This window comes from Nocardia sp. BSTN01, assembly GCF_015354405.1.
Taxonomy (GTDB): Bacteria; Actinomycetota; Actinomycetes; order Mycobacteriales; family Mycobacteriaceae; genus Nocardia.
In genome coordinates this window covers 20006-35581 of record NZ_JADKYP010000027.1, presented here as the reverse complement: position 1 = coordinate 35581, position 15576 = coordinate 20006, and the positions used below count along the sequence as shown (strand labels likewise).

The window sequence follows — 15576 nt, the reverse complement described above, 5'->3', positions numbered from 1 at the left end:
GCGCGAGCCTGCCGGACCTGACGAAACGACTGGACCGGTACCCGCTCTCGGCGGGAGGCGACCGAACAGGCCGCGTCACCCGTGGCGCACCGCACCGCGCCGTACCATGGCCTCATGACCGAACAGGACATCCTTGCCCATATCCAGGACCTGGTGAAGCAGGAGCATCAGCTGCGGTCCAAGGCCACCAGCGGGGAGCTCGATCCCGAGACCGAACGGGCGAAGCTGGCCGATCTCGAGGTGATGCTCGATCAGTGCTGGGATCTGCTGCGGCAGCGGCGGGCCCGCATCCAGCAGGGCGGCAACCCCGACGAAGCCCAAGCCAACCCCGTGAAGCAGGTCGAAGGGTACCTGCAGTAACGGTTACCATCGGGTAATGGTTGACATCACGACCGCCGACGGCGTTGTCCGCGGTCTCCGGCGGCGTCGCATCGCGCAGTGGCGTTCGATTCCCTTCGCCGCACCGCCCGTCGGCGATCTTCGTTTCCGCGCGCCGCAGCCCGTCGAGAGCTGGTCCGGTGTACGGCTGGCCACCGAATACGGATTCGCCGCGATGCAGCAGCGCGACGGCGCCCGCATCGGTCCGCGGGGTCCGCAGCCGACGAGCGAGGACTGCCTGACCCTGAACGTCACCGCGCCGCTGGAACCGGCCACCGCGCCCCGGCCGGTCATGGTGTTCATCCACGGTGGCGGTTATGTGCTCGGCACCTCGGCGCTGCGGCTGTACTCCGGCGCCCGGCTGGCATTGCGCGGCGATGTGGTCGTCGTGTCGTTCAACTATCGGCTGGGCGCCTTCGGCTATGTCGACTTCAGTGAATTCTCCACGGCGACACGGCCCTTCGAATCCAATCTGGGTCTACGCGACCAGGTGGCGGCCCTGCGGTGGGTGCAGCGCAATATCGCGGCCTTCGGCGGTGACCCGAACAATGTGACCATCTTCGGCGAATCGGCCGGCGCGCACGCGGTGGTCAGCCTGCTCGCCACCCCGGCCGCGGCCGGGCTGTTCCATCGGGGCATCGCGCAGAGCGCGCCGGCGGACTGGTCGCTGACCGCCGAGGAGGCGCGGATCTTCGCCCGGCGCTGCGTCGACAATCTCGGCGCCACGCCGGACGAGGCGGCCGAGGCGCTGAGCAGCGCCGGTGCGAACGACATCCGCAAGGCCGCCGACCGCGCGATCGGCGATGTGTTGTGGCGGCAGCCGGGCAGCTTCCCCGCCGCCCCGGTCGTCGACGGCGACTTCCTGCCGATGGATCCGATCGATGCCATCGCCGCCGGGCGCGCCCACGCCGTCCCGCTGATCATCGGCACCAACCGCGATGAGGCGACCCTGTTCAAACGCTTCGACCGCACCCTGCCCACCACCGCCGAACAGCTGCATGTGGCGCTGTCGCGATGCGGCGACGCCGATCTCGAAAAGCGGGTCGTGGCAGCCTATCCCGGTTATCCGTCGCGGCGGGCCGCCGTGCGCATGGGCGGTGACTTCGTCTTCTGGCGCCCCACCGTGGAGGTGCTCGAGGGCCACAGCCGCCACGCCCCGACCTACGCCTATCGGCTCGACTACGCGCCGCGCGTGGTCCAGCTGGCCGGATTCGGCGCCACCCACGCGTTCGATCTGATTCCGGTTTTCGGCGGTGTGGACAGTGCGATCGGACGTGGCCTCACCGCGGCCGGCGGCTACCGGGACTTCCTCGCGGTGCAGCGCGAATTCCAGGACAACTGGCTGTCGTTCGCCCGCAAGGGCGAGCCGCTGCCGTCCTGGCCGCAGTACACCGAGCAGCGCCGCAGCACGCGCATCATCGACAGCCCGGCGCGGGTGGAGGTCGATCCGGATCGCGCGAAACGACTCGCGTGGCACGGAGTCCGGGTTCCGGCGCTGGTCTGAACTACTTGAGCAGCCGGGACATCCGCCGATCGGCGAGGATCTTGCCGCCGGTCTGGCAGGTCGGGCAGTACTGGAACGATTTGTCGGCGTAGGCGACCTCGCGCACGGTGTCGCCGCAGACCGGGCACGGCAGTCCGGTCCGCGCGTGCACTTGCATGCCCGACCGCTTCTCCCCCTTGAGCCGCGCCGCGTCCTGACCGACGGAGCGGGTGATCGCGTCGGTGAGGATGCCGCGCATCGCCCGGTACAGCTCGGCGACCTTGTCCGCGCCGAGTGTGGACGCGGTGGCGAAGGGTGAGAGCCGGGCGGCGTGCAGGATCTCGTCGGAGTAGGCGTTGCCGATGCCGGCCAGTACGCTCTGATCGGCCAAGACGGTTTTCAGTCGCTGCGAGGTGCCGGCGAGGAGTTCGGCGAAGTGGTCCTCGGAGATCTCGAGCGCGTCGGGGCCCAGGCGAGCGATGCCGGGCACCGACCGCGGATCCTCGGTGATCCAGACCGCGAGCCGCTTCTTGGTACCGGCCTCGGTGAGATCGAAGGCGGGCGTCGCGCCCTCCGGGGTGAAGAAGTGGACCCGCAGTGCCAGTGGGCCTTTCCCCGGTTTCGGCGGCGCGGCGCCGGGTTCGTCGATCCAGCGCAGCCAGCCACCGCGGGACAGATGCGTGATCAGCCACAGGCCGTCGCAGTCGAGGCCCAGATGCTTGCCCCAATGCCCGGCGCCCGTGACGTCACGCCCGGACAGCGCGGTCACCGGCGGGTCGAACGTCTTGAGCACACTCAGCGCCGCGACGTCGACCCGCCCGACAACCGCGCCGACGGCATGCTCGACCAGAAACTGTTCGAGCGCCATGATCTCCGGCAACTCGGGCATTCACGCAGCCTACCGGCGCCCACCGACAACCGGCCGCATTCGCGCGACGGCCGCGGCCCGGATCACATCTGAGCGGGAGCCGCCTGCGGCGGTGTGGCCGCACCGGGGGCGACCGCACCCTCGATCGCGCCCACTCCGGCGCCGATCGCGGCACCCGCGGCAGCGGCCGGCGCCGCGATCACCGCGTATCCGATGGCGGCCCCGACGACCGGCATGACGACCAGGCCCGCGGGCAGGAACGGGATCCCGGCGATGAAACCGGCGACCGCGCCGACGACCGCGCTGGTGCTCGCGATGGGGCTGCTGACGATATTGCCCACGCTGGACCCGATCACCGCGCCGGCGAGGGTGTCCGCGGCGATGCGGTCCGAGCGCGACGGCTCGAATCCGGCCGAGTCCAGTGTCTGCGCCAACCCCGCCTCGGTCTGCGCGGCCGAATCGTTGATCTGCGCGCTCAACTGCGGATCGATGAAATCGGGCCGGGGCGTGACGACCGAACCGATCCGGATGGTGCCGTCGGGCGCCTTGATCGGCGCCACCGGCGCCGCCGGATGGGCGAGGTCGGGCAGATGCAGTGCGCCTGGATTCACCATGGCCGGCGCGGTCAGATCGGGGACCGCCCGAGTGCTGTTGGCGGCGTTGCGGTTCGACGAGACGGCGCCCGGGGCGGGTGCGGCGGCCGGCGCTGCGGCATCGGCGGAGGCATTCGGTTCGGCATCGGCGACCGGCGCGGCGAACGGCGGTACGGCCGGATCGGTCGCGGCACTCGGCTGGAACTGCCACGGATTGGCCTGCGCCACCACGCGTGCCACGGCATCCGCCGCGTTCGAGACACCGGCGGCGACGGTTCCGGCGTCCGGCAGCGCCCCCGCCACACCCGATTCGGCGGTCGGCGCGGCCGCCCCCGCCACACCCGTCTGCCACAGCGCCACGGTCAGTGGCAACGCGCCGATGACGAGTGAGGAACCAACGCGCCGGCACCACTGTCCCGATGCCGCCGAATGCTGCCCTGCCATGAAAACCTCCAGTCGGATTTCGATCGATGACAGTGATTCGAACCGGCCGGTGGTCTGGATCACATTCGTATCGATTTATTCCACAGCAATTTTGGGGCTATTTCGGACATATCCGGGGGACGAACGCCCGCTAATCGGCTCTGCGCAAGAGATATATGTCCATCACCCATCCTTTGGCCTCCCGAAGTTCGTTGCGGCGCCGGACGATTCGATCCTCGACCGCCCGCAGCGGACCCTCGATCAACGTCTCGTCCGGCATGCCCAGGTAGGCGCCCCACCAGATGTGCAGATCGTCGCCGGGCACCTGCGTGAACGAACACTCGCCGTCGAGCATCACCAGCGTCGACCCGTCGGCCGCCACGCCCTCGGTACGCAGGCGGCGACCGGTGGTGATGTGCACCGGTTCGCCGATCTCGTGCAGCACGATGCGATGGGCCGCCGCCAGGGCCTGCGCGCTGGTGACCCCCGGGATCACCGCGTACTCGAATCGCGTTCCCGCGTCCAGCACTCGCTGCACCATCCGCAGGGTGCTGTCGTAGAGCGAGGGATCACCCCAGACCAGGATGCCGCCGACCCCCTCGGTGGCATCGAATGCCTCGGCCAGCAGTTCGGCGCGGCGGCGATGCCAGTCCTCGACCACCTCGCGGTAATCGGCGGCGCCGGAGACCGTGCGTTCCCGCGGTGGATCGGCGATGGACACCACGCGATGCTCCGGATCGGCGTGTCCGGCGAGGATCGCGGCGCGGACCTCGGTCAGCTCCCGCTTGGTCTCGCCCTTGCCGATGACGAAGAACGTGTCGACCTGCCGAATCGCCTCGACCGCCTGCACGGTCACCTGCCGGGGATCACCGGCGCCGATTCCGATCACATAGAGCATGCGCACGGTGCCCCAGGCTAGCCAGCGGACCACCGGGCGATGAGGGCGGTGGTCGCCCGAAGGCTAGGCTTGCGGATATGGACGGCGCGCCCGGAAACGACACTCAGTACGAGGATCTGCTGCGGCTGGTACTCGAGCGCGGTACGCCGAAATCCGACCGCACCGGGACGGGTACGCGTTCGATTTTCGGACATCAGCTGCGCTACGACCTCTCCGCCGGATTCCCGCTGATCACCACGAAAAAGGTGCATCTGAAATCGATCGTCTACGAATTGCTGTGGTTCCTGCGCGGCGATTCCAACATCCGCTGGCTACACGAGCACGGCGTCACGATCTGGGACGAATGGGCCGACGCGCACGGTGAACTGGGCCCGGTCTACGGGGTCCAGTGGCGCAGCTGGCCCACGCCGGACGGCACCCATATCGACCAGATAGCGCAGGTTTTGCAAACCCTGCGCACCGACCCGGATTCCCGCCGGATCATCGTCTCGGCCTGGAATGTGGCAGAGCTGGACAAGATGGCGCTGGCGCCCTGCCACGCGTTCTTCCAATTCCATGTGGCGGACGGAAAACTGTCCTGTCAGCTGTACCAGCGCAGCGCCGACCTGTTCCTCGGGGTGCCGTTCAATATCGCGAGCTACGCGCTGCTCACCCATATGGTCGCGCAGCAGACGGAATTGGAGCCCGGCGATTTCATCTGGACCGGCGGCGACTGCCACATCTACGACAACCATCTGAGCCAGGTCCGCGAACAGCTCAGCCGCGAACCGTATCCGTTCCCCCGGTTGCATCTGCGGCCCGCGCCGAGCCTGTTCGACTATGGCTTCGAGGATGTGGAAGTGCTCGACTACCGCCATCATCCGGCGATCAAGGCGCCGGTGGCGGTATGAGCCGCATCGGGCTGATCTGGGCGCAGACCCCGGCCGGCGTGATCGGTGCCGACAACGCCATCCCGTGGCGAGTGCCCGAGGATATGGCGCATTTCAAAACGGTCACCGCCGATCATCCGGTGCTGATGGGCCGGCGCACCTGGGATTCGCTGCCCGCGCGCTTCCGGCCGCTGCCCGGGCGGCGCAATATCGTCATCACGCGGCAATCGCAGTGGTCGGCGCCGGGCGCCGAACGCGCCGACTCGGTGGCCGGCGCCATCGCACTGGCCGCCGCGGAGACCGTGTGGATCATCGGCGGCGGCGAAATCTACCGGCAGGCAATGGATTACGCGACCGACCTGATAGTCACCGAAGTCGACACCGATATCCCCGGTGACGCCTACGCACCCGCGATCGAGGGCGATTGGCAGGTGGAGGACGCGCCCTGGTCGCAGTCTCGGTCGGGTCTGCGTTACCGGATCCGGTGCTTCGCCCGCGACACCGCCCCCGCGACGGTCGGCTGACCGGGCCCGGCAGGTCTCGAACCCGAATCGCATCGGCGAAACGCCCGACCGGGCGAGGTGGGTCCGGCATACTCAGCGATATCCAGCCTGTGACCACAGCCCCGATCCCGGCTGAACCGCGAGAGGCAGATCATGGACAAGAAATCGCTGACGGCGGCGGCTCGCCAGCAGCTGAAACTGGCCGCATCCGCCACGAGTGGACGCAGTTCGCAAACCCTCTACGGCGGCCATACCCACAGCCTGCGCCAGACCCTGATCGCGCTGACCGCCGGCCAGAGCCTGGCCGAGCACGAAACTCACGGTGAAGCCACCCTGCAGGTTCTGACCGGAACCCTGATTCTGATCTGCGGCACCAACGAGTGGAAGGGATCGCCCGGCGATCTGCTGGTCATTCCGTCGGCCCGGCACAGTGTGAAAGCGATCGACGACGCGGTATTCCTGCTGACCGTCGCGAAGTGACGCCGGTCTCGCCGGGCCGGGCCGTCCGCACCCGCTGTCGGGTGGGCACCGTACCCTGTTGATCATGGGTGAGCCGCAGCCGATCCTCGATCCGCTCTCGCGCGCCGCGATCTTCCTCGTCGCGACCATCGACGAGGGCGGTGAGCCGGTGGTGCGTGACCTTCTCGCCGATCTGGCGGGCCTGCGGCGCTCGATCGGATTCCGGGTGCCGCAGACGCAGCTGTCCTGCGTGACGAGTATCGGTTCCGCCGCCTGGGATCGGCTGTTCGCCGGCCCGAAACCCGCTGAGCTGCACGAATTTCCGGGCTACGCCGGGGCGAAGCATCAGGCTCCGGCCACGCCGGGCGATCTGCTGTTCCACATCAAGGGCGAATTGCCGGACGCCTGTTTCGAATTGGCGATGCTGATCGGTTCCCGGTTGAAGGGCGCCGCCACGATCATCGACGAGACGGTCGGATTCCGCTATTTCGAACAGCGCGATCTGCTCGGCTTCGTCGATGGCACCGAGAATCCCGAGGGTCCCGCCGCGGTCGCCGCGGCACTGATCGGTGACGAGGATCCCGACTTCGCCGGCGGAAGTTATGTCGTCGTGCAGAAATATCTGCACGATCTGGAGGCGTGGAGTTCGCTGACCGTCGAGGAGCAGCAGCTCGTCATCGGCCGTACCAAACTCGAGGATCTGGAACTGTCCGACGAGGACAAGCCGGCGGATTCCCATGTGGCGGTCAACACCCTGATCGATCCGGACGGGACCGAACGCCAGATACTGCGCGCCAACATGCCCTTCGGCAGTGTCCGCGAGGGCGAATTCGGCACGTACTACATCGCTTACGCGGCCACCCCGGATGTCACCGAGCGGATGCTGGTGCGCATGTTCCTCGGCACCGACGAAGCACCGTACGACCGTATTCTCGACTTCTCCACCGCGATCACCGGCACGCTGTTCTTCACCCCGGCCAACGATTTCTTCGACGACCTTCCCGACGCCCCCGAGCAGGAGGCGGATGCGGAACAGGACCTGGAACTCGGGGCAGCCGGTATCGCCGAGCTGCCCGTGGCCGCGCCTTCCGGCGACGGCTCTCTCGGTATCGGCACGTTGAAAAGGATTCCGCAATGAACAATCTGCACCGTGAACTCGCGCCGATCACCTCCGAGGCGTGGTCGGCCATCGAGGAGGAGGCGACGCGCACCTTCCGGCGTCATATCGCCGGTCGCCGGGTGGTGGACCTGTCCGGTCCGCACGGCACCGACTACTCCGCGGTCGGATTGGGACGCACCACCGTCATCGACGCGCCGGATCAGGGCGTGCAGGCCCGCCAGCGCCTGGTGGCGCCGCTGGTCGAGCTGCGGGTGCCGTTCACGCTCTCGCGGGAAGAGCTCGACAACGTCGAGCGCGGCGCCGAGGACGCCGATCTGGATCCGGTGAAGGATGCCGCCCGCAAGATCGCGTTCGCCGAGGACCGTGCCGTCTTCGAGGGCTACCCCGCCGCCGGGATCACCGGCATCCGGGCGGCCGTATCGAACACTCCCGTCACCGCGCCGAGCGATCCGCGCCTCATCCCCGAGGCCATCGCCCAGGCACTGAGCAAGTTGCGCCTCGCCGGTGTCGACGGGCCGTATTCGGTGCTGCTGAGCGCCGATCTGTACACCGCCGTGAGTGAGACCTCCGACCACGGCCACCCGATCCGCACGCATATCGAGCGGCTGATCCCCGAAGGCGAGATCATCTGGGCGCCCGCCATCGACGGCGCCTTCGTGCTGACCACCCGCGGCGGCGACTTCGATCTGCAACTCGGGCAGGATCTGTCGATCGGCTACCTGTCCCACGACGCGGAGAGCGTGCAGCTGTACTTCCAGGAGAGCCTGACCTTCCTGGTCTACACCGCCGAGGCCGCGGTCCCGCTGCGCGGCTGAGCCCGGCGCCGGCGATCTCCGAGGTATCACCATGAGCGACGACGTCCCACCGGTTTCCGGACCCGATATCTCCCGCCGGTCCCGCGGGCCGATGCGTGCGGTGCGGGCCGGTGTCGTCACCGGCCGCCGCACCCTCACCTACAGTGCGCTCGCCGTGCTGTCGGTGCTGGTGATCTGTGGTGCGGTGGTGGTCCTGTTCGGGGTGAACCGGATCTTCACCGGGCTGCTGGCCGGGGCGGTGGCGGGTATCGCGCTACTGGTGGCGCTGTTCGGTCGCGATGTCGTCGTTCTCACCGACCGCGCGATCTATCGGCGCACCCCGTGGGCCGAATCGCGGCTGGAGTGGGATCGGGTGGTGGCGGGCCGGTTCGCCCTCGACGAGCGGGCCCGCTGGTCGCTCGCGCTGGATCTGACCGGCGGCGACGAACCGCACGACGAGCTGGTCCTGCTCAGCATTCCGCCGGTGCGGCATCCGGTGTCCAACGCCTACGAACATCGCAAGCGCGAACAGGTCGCCGAGATTCGCCGGATCCTGCGCGAGAAGCGGATACCGGTCACCCTGCTGCCCGAGATCGCCTCGGCCCTGCACGACCACTGGAAGCTCGCACCGGCCGCCCAGTGAACTCCTTGATTCGCACCGCCGCGCTCGCCCACATCCGGAATCGCCGTCTGCTGCAGACACGGTCGACCGGCAAAGAGGTGTTCTACATGGCGGGCGGGAAGATCGACCCCGGCGAATCACCGGTGCAGGCGTTGTACCGCGAGGTGCGGGAGGAACTGGGTGTCGACGTGACGGCCCACGACGAGCTGGGCGTCTTCGAATGTGAGGCGTACGGGCACACGCCGGGCACCGCACTGCACATGACCTGTTTCACCGCGGAGCTCACCGGCGAACCGACGCCGACGAGCGAGATCGCGGAACTGCGCTATTTCACCGTCGGCGAGTACGCGGCCATGCCGCATGTCGCGCCCGGCTCGATGCTGGTGTTCCGGCGTCTGCACGAACTCGACCTGATCGACTGGTGACGGCGACGCGTGATCCCGTGCGGTGACTGCGGGATCGCTACGTCGCGTCGCCACGTTCGACCGGCGCGGCGCCCTTGCCGTCGATGGTCGGGCGCGGCTGGTCCGGTCGCTCGAGGTCTCGGTCGCGGGCTACCGCACCGGGCGGTTCGCCATCGATCCGCCCGGCCTCGGTCTGCCGCGCGTCGGTCTGCTCGGTGTCGATCTGCTCGGTGTCGATCTGCGGAATTTGCGTGGCCACCACGAACGCGAGGAGCAGCACGACCGCGACGCCGAGCAGCGCCACGCGGGTCGCGTCGGCGAATCCGTTGGCCAGCGCATCGGTGACCGCGGCCGGTGCGTGCTGGGCGCGCAGTCCGGCGATCGCACCGCCCGCCGAATCGCGGGTGGCCGCACCCACCTCCCCGGCGGCGCGGGTGGCCAGGCCCGGAACGTAGCTCAGCCGGTCGGGCAGGAAGTGGCCGAGACCGATCGAGAGGGTGCTGCCGAGCACCGCCACACCCAGCGCGGCACCGGCGGGCCGGGCCGTGGCCGCGGTGATCGAGCCCGGATCCGATGCCATGGCGCCCGCACCCGTGCGCATACTCGCCGTCAGCGGGGCGGCGGCCAGTCCCAGACCGACGCCGTAGCAGGCCAGTAGCACGGTCGGCACCCACGCCGGAATCGTCGAGGTCAACGCCAGCGCGGTCACCGCCATCGCGAGCAACGCGATCGCCAGGCCGATCCGTATCAACCACTGTGGAGGTACCGTTCGCAGCGGTCCGGCGGTCAGCACCGCCGAGATGAGCGCGCATCCGGTCAGCACCACGAGAATCGAACCCGTTCGCAGCGTGGACAACCCGAGACAGTTCACCAGGTACAGCGGCAGCACGAAGAGCAGTCCGAACTGTGCCGCCGCGAGCAGCAGGGCGGCGCCGTCACCCCAGTGCCGGGGATCGCGCAGATGCGAGAAGTCCACCAGCGCAGCATGTTCCACCTTCACCCGGTGTCGCTCCCAGAAGACGAACAGCACCAGCAGCAGCACCCCCACGCCGAGGACGAAGGGTATGGGCGAACTCGCCGACTGGGTCGACCAGGTCACGCCGAACACGGTGAACTCCCGCCGAGGCCGCACCCAGCCGTAGCGCTGCCCCTCGATCAGGGCGAAGATCACCAGCGCGAACCCGGCGGCACTGAGCAGCCATCCGTCCACGTCCGGTCCGGTGGCCGCGGCGCCGATGCGGGTTTCGGGCACGAGCACGGTGCCGATCAGGACGACCACCGCGATCGGCACGTTGATCAGGAAGATCCACGGCCAGGTGAAGGAGTCGACGAACCACCCGCCGAGTGCGGCGCCGACGACCGCCGCGGCGGCCGGGGCGACCACCCACGTCGTGAAGGCGATCACGCGTGCGCGACCGTGGAACATCGCGGCTACCGTGCCCAGGGATCCCGCCACGACCGCCGCACCACCGATGCCCTGCAGCAGCCGCCCCCAGATGAGCGGGCTCGCCGAATCGGCGGAGGCGGCCAACAGGCTGCCACCGACGAAGATCAGCACTCCGAGCGCGAAGAGGGCACGGCGGCCGAAGCGGTCGCCGATCCGGGCGACCATGATCAGCAGGACCGCGAGCACCACCGAGTACACGCAGAAAACCCACTGCGCCTGGGTGAAATCGAGTCCCAGATCACCGATGATCGCCGGCAGCGAGACACCGACGACGGTGCCGTCCAGCGTCACCATCCCGAGCCCCAGCGCGAGGACCGCGAGGGCGTACCACCGTCTGGCACCGGTGGGTGGCGAACCGAGCTCAGCGTCTGTTCGAACGTGATCAGCCATGCGCCGCTCCCGTCGTCGACCGATGTCGCTGGGAAGTAACTCGTATCGGTCGAGTCTACGAGCCGAACCGGGCGAATCTCGGCAATAGGGACCGGGCGATACCGGACCGTGCGGTGAACGCGAGCATTCGGCTACCCGCACCGGATCAGTCGGAGAGCCGGCCCGCCTCGGGGAAGGTGGCGTCGCGGATGATCCGGAGGCCGCTGATCAGCGCCTCGCACTGCGCCGGGGTGAGTTGACCGTAGAACCAGGTGTCGAGGATCTTCAGATACTCCGGCAGCACCTTCGCCAGCCGCGTCGCACCGGCCGCGGTGAGTGCGGCGTAGGAGCTGCGGCGATCGTTCGGATCGGACTGGCGACGGGCGAATCCGTTGCGTTCGAGCCGATCCACCAGGCGGGTGACACCACTGGTCGACAGCTGGGCCTGATCGGCCAGATCGGTCATCCGCAGCCGGCGTCCGGGCGAGCGGCTCAGACGCATGAGCGCCGTGAAGTCCAGCACCGACAGCCCGTTCGCCGACCAGGTCGGTTCGAGTTTGCGGCGGATTCCGCTCGTCGCCTCGAACAGCATGCCGATGTCGGAGAGGCGCGGGTCGTCGAAGAGGTCGGCGTCGTGCGGGTGCTCCATGCGGTCAGCCTAACGCACAGTTGTTGTGCGGATAGTTGACATGAGGAATATCTTCCATATTATTGCTGCGGGGATATTCCTCACGGCAACTAAATGGAGATGTCATGACCAGCACCTGGCTCGCCGGATTCCGCTCCGCGATCATCAGCCCCTACGAGCAGTTCCAGTTGTCCGAACCCCGGGGGTTCACCGATCGGACCGTGCGCCAGGTGCTGCACATGGCCGGTGGCGGGCGCCGGCTCCGGGTGCGATTGAGCAATCGGTACGGACGTGACGCGTTGGAGATCAGCGCGGCTCGGATCGCCTTGCGCAAGAGCGGGTTCGCGGCTGTCGCCGAAACCGGTACCGTGCTGCGTTTCGACGGAGCCGACCGGGTTCACATCCCGGTAGGTGGCGAAATAATCAGCGACGCGGTCGATCTCGCCGTGGACGGCGGCGACGATCTCCTGCTGAGCCTGTATCTGCCGGGGCCGACCGGACTCGCGACCTTCTCCCATCAGCCGATGGAGATCGCCGCCGTGGTCGCCGGTGATCACACCGCCGATCCGGACCTGTCCGAGGTCGAGGAGGTTGCCTCGCGCTTCTATGTGACGGGCGTCGACGTACTCGCTGACGCGGATACCCCGGTGGTGGTGGCGTTCGGTGACTCGTGGTTCGACGGCGCCGGCACCACGGTCGGCGCGAATCGCCGCTCGGTCGACGCGTTGAATTCGCTGCTGACCCGCGGCTGGGTGGTCAATCAGGGCATCGGCGGCAACCAGTTGCTCACCGACGAGGTCGGCGAACACGCGCTGGCCCGGTTCGACCGCGATGTGCTCGCGGTGCCGGGCGTCACCCACGTGGTGGTCAATCTCGGTATCAACGACCTCGGGCTGGGCGCGGTGGCCGCGGCCGACGATCTGATCGCCGGCTACACCGAACTCGCCGCGCGGGCACACGCCGCCGGACTGCCCGTCTATGCCAATACGATCGGGCCCTTCGCCGGGGTGATCTATCCGGAGGTGAATGTGGATCCCGCACTGCCGGTGCGTGCGGTCGTCAACGAATGGCTGCGGACCACAACGGTTTTCGACGCCGTCTTCGATGTGGCGGCCGCCGTGGCGGATCCGGAGCGGCCGGACTTCATCCGCCCGGATCTCGACAGCGGCGACGGACTGCACCTCAACGACGAGGGCGCCCGCATCATGGCGGAGACGATGCGGATCCCCGCGCTGCGCTGACGCGAATCGGGCGATCGACCGCGCCGCACACCGGCGTGGTCGGTGAGACCGCGCGGCGATGGCGGTCACGGTGAGTTCGGAGGACTCCCGGAGTAGTTCAGCGCGGTTTCACCTCGGCCAGCAGTTCGGGCCCGCGGGCTTCGACGCGGCGGGTGACCACCTGTGCGCCGAGCAGTGCGGCGCCGGCGCCGAGGACGATTCCGACCGGCAGTGCCGACCACTGCACGAGCGCGTTGTGGAGATAGGCGCCCAGTGCGAGCAGGCCGAGCACCGGCAGGTTGACCACGAGCTGACCGAAGCCGACCACCAACTGGACCAGCGCCCGCGCGCATCCGGGATTCCCGGAATTGCCGGCGAAGGGGTTACCGCGTTGCTGCGGAAGCGGATACGCGGCGTAGACCGACAGGAACATCGACGCCGCCACGCCGACGCCCACAACCACCGGCAGCGTCGACACCGCCCACGGATACATCTGCGGACGCCCGGCCGCGCCCGGGAGGACGAGGGTGAGAACCACGGCGAGGGGGCCGACCACCAGGAGCCAGGCAATCATGCGACCGCGTACATCGGCACGCACGGCCCCCGGAATCACCAGGGTGTGCCAGAGGGCGGTCCCGTCGAAGGCGTACACGTTGGCGCTGGCCATCGCGGCCATCCACACCACGAACACCCCCGCGAACGGCAGACTGGCCCCGCCGTTCTGCAGTCCGAGGAAGATCGGCAGGACCACGCCGATGAGCATCAGCGGCAGCAACGCCGCCCGCCGCCGGCCGTCGCGCGACCAGGTGCGCAGCTCCTTGAGTACCACCGCGCCGACCGGTGTCGGGCGGACCATCCGGTCGAGACGTCCCGAACCCGCCTGTGCGCGAACGGGACCGGCGGGTGCGGCGGTGGTGGTGAGACGCCGTCGCAGCAGTACCGCCCACGCCTGCCACAGCAGCGCCGACAGAGCGGCGAGTCCCGCCAGGGCCCCGACGCCGAACCACCAGTGACCTTCCTCGGCGGCCTGGACGGCGTAGGGCGCCCATCCCGAGGGCAGGATCCGCAATGTCGCGCCCAGGCCTGGCGACACGTGCTCCAAGCGCGGTCCGAGATAGGACACCAGCAGTTGCAGCGGGTAGTAGGCCAGGCCGGTCAGGCCCGCCAGCACGACACCGAGATCGCGACCGCGGCGTGAACGCATAGCGGCGCCGATCCACGCGAGTACGGCCCGGGAGAGCAGCACCACGAAGATCAGCTGCAGGCACATCCCGGCGACAGCGAACAGAGTCGGTACCACGCCCCATTGAGCTGCGAGCGCGACCAGCCCGGCGAAGGCGATCAGATTGACCGCACCGGCCGGCCCGGTGAAGGCCACCGCCGCGAGACCGATGGATAGTTGGCGATAGCTCAGCGGCAGCAGCCGGAAATGTTCGGGCTGCAGCGTTTCGTCGCTGCTGCCGGTGATGATCGGGCCGGCCAGCCAGCCGAGCGTCCACACGGCGTACAGCGTCGCGGCCACATTGATCGCCGCACGCGTATCCCACGCGTGGCCGGCCGATGCCATCACCACCGCGGTGGCGACAGCGGCGAGTATCCCGAAGACCAGACCGATCCAGAAGCCGACCGCCGCCCGTCCGTTGTTCATCGCGCGGACGATCAACCGCCAGCGCATCCGGATCAGGACGCCAACCACGACAGGCCCTCGTCTCCCCCGATGCGACCGCCGACCAGCCGGACGAACGCCTCCTCGAGGCTGCCCTCGCCGCGCACCTCGGCGACCGATCCGGCGGCGACCACCCGTCCCTTGTCGATGACGGCGAGGTGATCGCACATATTCTCCACCAGCGCCATCACATGACTGGACAGCACCACCGATCCGCCGGCGGTGACGAACCGCTGCAGAATCGTGCGAATGGTGCTGGCCGACACCGGATCCACCGCCTCGAACGGTTCGTCGAGCACCAGCAGCTTGGGCGCGTGCAGCAATGCGGTGGCAAGCCCGATCTTCTTGCGCATACCGGCCGAATAGTCCACGACCAGAGTGTTTTCCGCCTCGATCAGCTCGAGGACCGCGAGCAGTTCCTGCGCCCGCTCGGCCACCGTCGCCGGCGCCAGACCGCGCAGCAGGCCGGTGTAGGTGAGCAACTCACGTCCGGTGAGCCGCTCCGGGAGCGCGAGCCCGTCCGGCAGCACACCGACGATCGTCTTGGCCCGCACCGGATCCGCCCACACATCGGCGCCGAAGATCCGCGCCTGCCCCGCGTCGGGCCGCAACAACCCGACCGCCATCGACAACGTGGTGGTCTTACCGGCGCCGTTGGGCCCCACCAGCCCGAAGAACGACCCGGGCGGCACCACCACACTCACCCCGTCGACCACCCACGGCCCACCGAACCGCTTGTACAGCCCGCTCAATTCCAGCGCAGGCGTGATGTCGGCGTGCATATCCCCTCCTCCGCGGGTGACGCACCCGCATCGATGTGCCACATCCACTG

The 15576-nt window shown here is 68.7% G+C and carries 17 protein-coding genes; 10 read left to right on the top strand and 7 right to left on the bottom strand.

What is annotated here, in order from left to right:
• Positions 1-114 precede the first annotated feature (114 nt).
• Together IRT45_RS21330 and IRT45_RS21325 are read left to right on the top strand one after the other, a co-directional pair.
• Positions 115-360 (top strand): DUF2630 family protein, encoded by a 246-nt coding sequence (locus IRT45_RS21330; protein WP_194807606.1) that lies wholly within the window; start codon positions 115-117, stop codon positions 358-360.
• Between the two features lie 16 nt (positions 361-376).
• Positions 377-1882 carry a carboxylesterase/lipase family protein gene (locus IRT45_RS21325; RefSeq protein ID WP_194807605.1) on the top strand — a complete coding sequence of 502 codons (1506 nt, stop codon included), beginning with the start codon at positions 377-379 and terminating at the stop codon, positions 1880-1882.
• Between the two features lies 1 nt (position 1883).
• Here IRT45_RS21325 and IRT45_RS21320 read toward each other — a convergent pair whose 3' ends face one another.
• The 3 genes from IRT45_RS21320 to cobF all read right to left on the bottom strand — a co-directional run bounded on the left by IRT45_RS21320 (position 1884) and on the right by cobF (position 4649).
• Complete coding sequence (locus IRT45_RS21320) at positions 1884-2750, bottom strand: Fpg/Nei family DNA glycosylase (RefSeq protein ID WP_194807604.1); 867 nt, start codon at positions 2748-2750, stop codon at positions 1884-1886.
• Positions 2751-2812: 62 nt separating this feature from the next.
• Positions 2813-3766: a hypothetical protein gene (locus IRT45_RS21315; protein WP_194807603.1), complete on the bottom strand. Its 954-nt coding sequence runs from the start codon at positions 3764-3766 to the stop codon at positions 2813-2815.
• Between the two features lie 130 nt (positions 3767-3896).
• Positions 3897-4649, bottom strand: coding sequence for a precorrin-6A synthase (deacetylating) (gene cobF, locus IRT45_RS21310; RefSeq protein ID WP_194807602.1), 753 nt, complete (start codon positions 4647-4649; stop codon positions 3897-3899).
• 71 nt (positions 4650-4720) lie between these two features.
• Between cobF and IRT45_RS21305 the strand changes: the two genes are divergently transcribed.
• The 7 genes from IRT45_RS21305 to IRT45_RS21275 all read left to right on the top strand — a co-directional run bounded on the left by IRT45_RS21305 (position 4721) and on the right by IRT45_RS21275 (position 9435).
• A complete protein-coding gene (locus IRT45_RS21305) occupies positions 4721-5533 on the top strand; it encodes a thymidylate synthase (protein WP_194807601.1) in 813 nt (270 codons plus the stop codon).
• The gene (locus IRT45_RS21300) at positions 5530-6036 is read left to right on the top strand and encodes a dihydrofolate reductase (protein WP_194807600.1); all 507 of its coding nucleotides are present in this window, start codon (positions 5530-5532) and stop codon (positions 6034-6036) included. The genes IRT45_RS21305 and IRT45_RS21300 overlap by 4 nt, the downstream gene beginning before the upstream one ends.
• A gap of 132 nt (positions 6037-6168) precedes the next feature.
• Complete coding sequence (locus IRT45_RS21295) at positions 6169-6495, top strand: cupin domain-containing protein (RefSeq protein WP_030517171.1); 327 nt, start codon at positions 6169-6171, stop codon at positions 6493-6495.
• 64 nt (positions 6496-6559) lie between these two features.
• Positions 6560-7612 (top strand): Dyp-type peroxidase, encoded by a 1053-nt coding sequence (locus IRT45_RS21290; protein ID WP_194807599.1) that lies wholly within the window; start codon positions 6560-6562, stop codon positions 7610-7612.
• Positions 7609-8409 (top strand): family 1 encapsulin nanocompartment shell protein, encoded by an 801-nt coding sequence (locus IRT45_RS21285; protein ID WP_036505546.1) that lies wholly within the window; start codon positions 7609-7611, stop codon positions 8407-8409. The genes IRT45_RS21290 and IRT45_RS21285 overlap by 4 nt, the downstream gene beginning before the upstream one ends.
• 31 nt (positions 8410-8440) lie before the next feature.
• Positions 8441-9031 carry a hypothetical protein gene (locus IRT45_RS21280; RefSeq protein ID WP_228534722.1) on the top strand — a complete coding sequence of 197 codons (591 nt, stop codon included), beginning with the start codon at positions 8441-8443 and terminating at the stop codon, positions 9029-9031.
• Positions 9028-9435 carry an NUDIX domain-containing protein gene (locus tag IRT45_RS21275; protein ID WP_309241080.1) on the top strand — a complete coding sequence of 136 codons (408 nt, stop codon included), beginning with the start codon at positions 9028-9030 and terminating at the stop codon, positions 9433-9435. The genes IRT45_RS21280 and IRT45_RS21275 overlap by 4 nt, the downstream gene beginning before the upstream one ends.
• Before the next feature lie 37 nt (positions 9436-9472).
• On the opposite strand, the gene IRT45_RS21270 is transcribed toward IRT45_RS21275, so the two are convergent.
• Both IRT45_RS21270 and IRT45_RS21265 read right to left on the bottom strand, forming a co-directional pair.
• The gene (locus IRT45_RS21270) at positions 9473-11251 is read right to left on the bottom strand and encodes an MFS transporter (protein ID WP_194807598.1); all 1779 of its coding nucleotides are present in this window, start codon (positions 11249-11251) and stop codon (positions 9473-9475) included.
• A gap of 145 nt (positions 11252-11396) precedes the next feature.
• Positions 11397-11879, bottom strand: a complete 483-nt coding sequence (locus tag IRT45_RS21265; RefSeq protein ID WP_194807597.1) for a MarR family winged helix-turn-helix transcriptional regulator — start codon at positions 11877-11879, stop codon at positions 11397-11399.
• A 104-nt stretch (positions 11880-11983) separates the two neighbouring features.
• Between IRT45_RS21265 and IRT45_RS21260 the strand changes: the two genes are divergently transcribed.
• Positions 11984-13099 (top strand): GDSL-type esterase/lipase family protein, encoded by a 1116-nt coding sequence (locus tag IRT45_RS21260; protein ID WP_194807596.1) that lies wholly within the window; start codon positions 11984-11986, stop codon positions 13097-13099.
• A gap of 97 nt (positions 13100-13196) precedes the next feature.
• Here the strand turns inward: IRT45_RS21260 and IRT45_RS21255 are convergent, their stop codons facing one another.
• Both IRT45_RS21255 and IRT45_RS21250 read right to left on the bottom strand, forming a co-directional pair.
• Positions 13197-14774 (bottom strand): hypothetical protein, encoded by a 1578-nt coding sequence (locus IRT45_RS21255; RefSeq protein WP_194807595.1) that lies wholly within the window; start codon positions 14772-14774, stop codon positions 13197-13199.
• Positions 14759-15526 (bottom strand): ABC transporter ATP-binding protein, encoded by a 768-nt coding sequence (locus IRT45_RS21250; protein WP_194807594.1) that lies wholly within the window; start codon positions 15524-15526, stop codon positions 14759-14761. Before IRT45_RS21250 ends, IRT45_RS21255 begins: the two co-directional genes overlap by 16 nt.
• Between the last annotated feature and the right edge of the window lie 50 nt (positions 15527-15576).

Bases quoted from the DNA above. Each gene is read 5' to 3' on its own strand.
- IRT45_RS21300 (WP_194807600.1), top strand. From the start codon at position 5,530: ATGAGCCGCATCGGGCTGATCTGGGCGCAGACCCCGGCCGGCGTGATC.
- IRT45_RS21320 (WP_194807604.1), bottom strand. From the start codon at position 2,750: ATGCCCGAGTTGCCGGAGATCATGGCGCTCGAACAGTTTCTGGTCGAG.
- IRT45_RS21280 (WP_228534722.1), top strand. From the start codon at position 8,441: ATGAGCGACGACGTCCCACCGGTTTCCGGACCCGATATCTCCCGCCGG.
- IRT45_RS21290 (WP_194807599.1), top strand. From the start codon at position 6,560: ATGGGTGAGCCGCAGCCGATCCTCGATCCGCTCTCGCGCGCCGCGATC.
- IRT45_RS21295 (WP_030517171.1), top strand. From the start codon at position 6,169: ATGGACAAGAAATCGCTGACGGCGGCGGCTCGCCAGCAGCTGAAACTG.
- IRT45_RS21325 (WP_194807605.1), top strand. From the start codon at position 377: ATGGTTGACATCACGACCGCCGACGGCGTTGTCCGCGGTCTCCGGCGG.
- IRT45_RS21315 (WP_194807603.1), bottom strand. From the start codon at position 3,766: ATGGCAGGGCAGCATTCGGCGGCATCGGGACAGTGGTGCCGGCGCGTT.
- IRT45_RS21305 (WP_194807601.1), top strand. From the start codon at position 4,721: ATGGACGGCGCGCCCGGAAACGACACTCAGTACGAGGATCTGCTGCGG.
- IRT45_RS21265 (WP_194807597.1), bottom strand. From the start codon at position 11,879: ATGGAGCACCCGCACGACGCCGACCTCTTCGACGACCCGCGCCTCTCC.
- IRT45_RS21250 (WP_194807594.1), bottom strand. From the start codon at position 15,526: ATGCACGCCGACATCACGCCTGCGCTGGAATTGAGCGGGCTGTACAAG.
- IRT45_RS21285 (WP_036505546.1), top strand. From the start codon at position 7,609: ATGAACAATCTGCACCGTGAACTCGCGCCGATCACCTCCGAGGCGTGG.
- IRT45_RS21330 (WP_194807606.1), top strand. From the start codon at position 115: ATGACCGAACAGGACATCCTTGCCCATATCCAGGACCTGGTGAAGCAG.
- IRT45_RS21260 (WP_194807596.1), top strand. From the start codon at position 11,984: ATGACCAGCACCTGGCTCGCCGGATTCCGCTCCGCGATCATCAGCCCC.
- IRT45_RS21270 (WP_194807598.1), bottom strand. From the start codon at position 11,251: ATGGCTGATCACGTTCGAACAGACGCTGAGCTCGGTTCGCCACCCACC.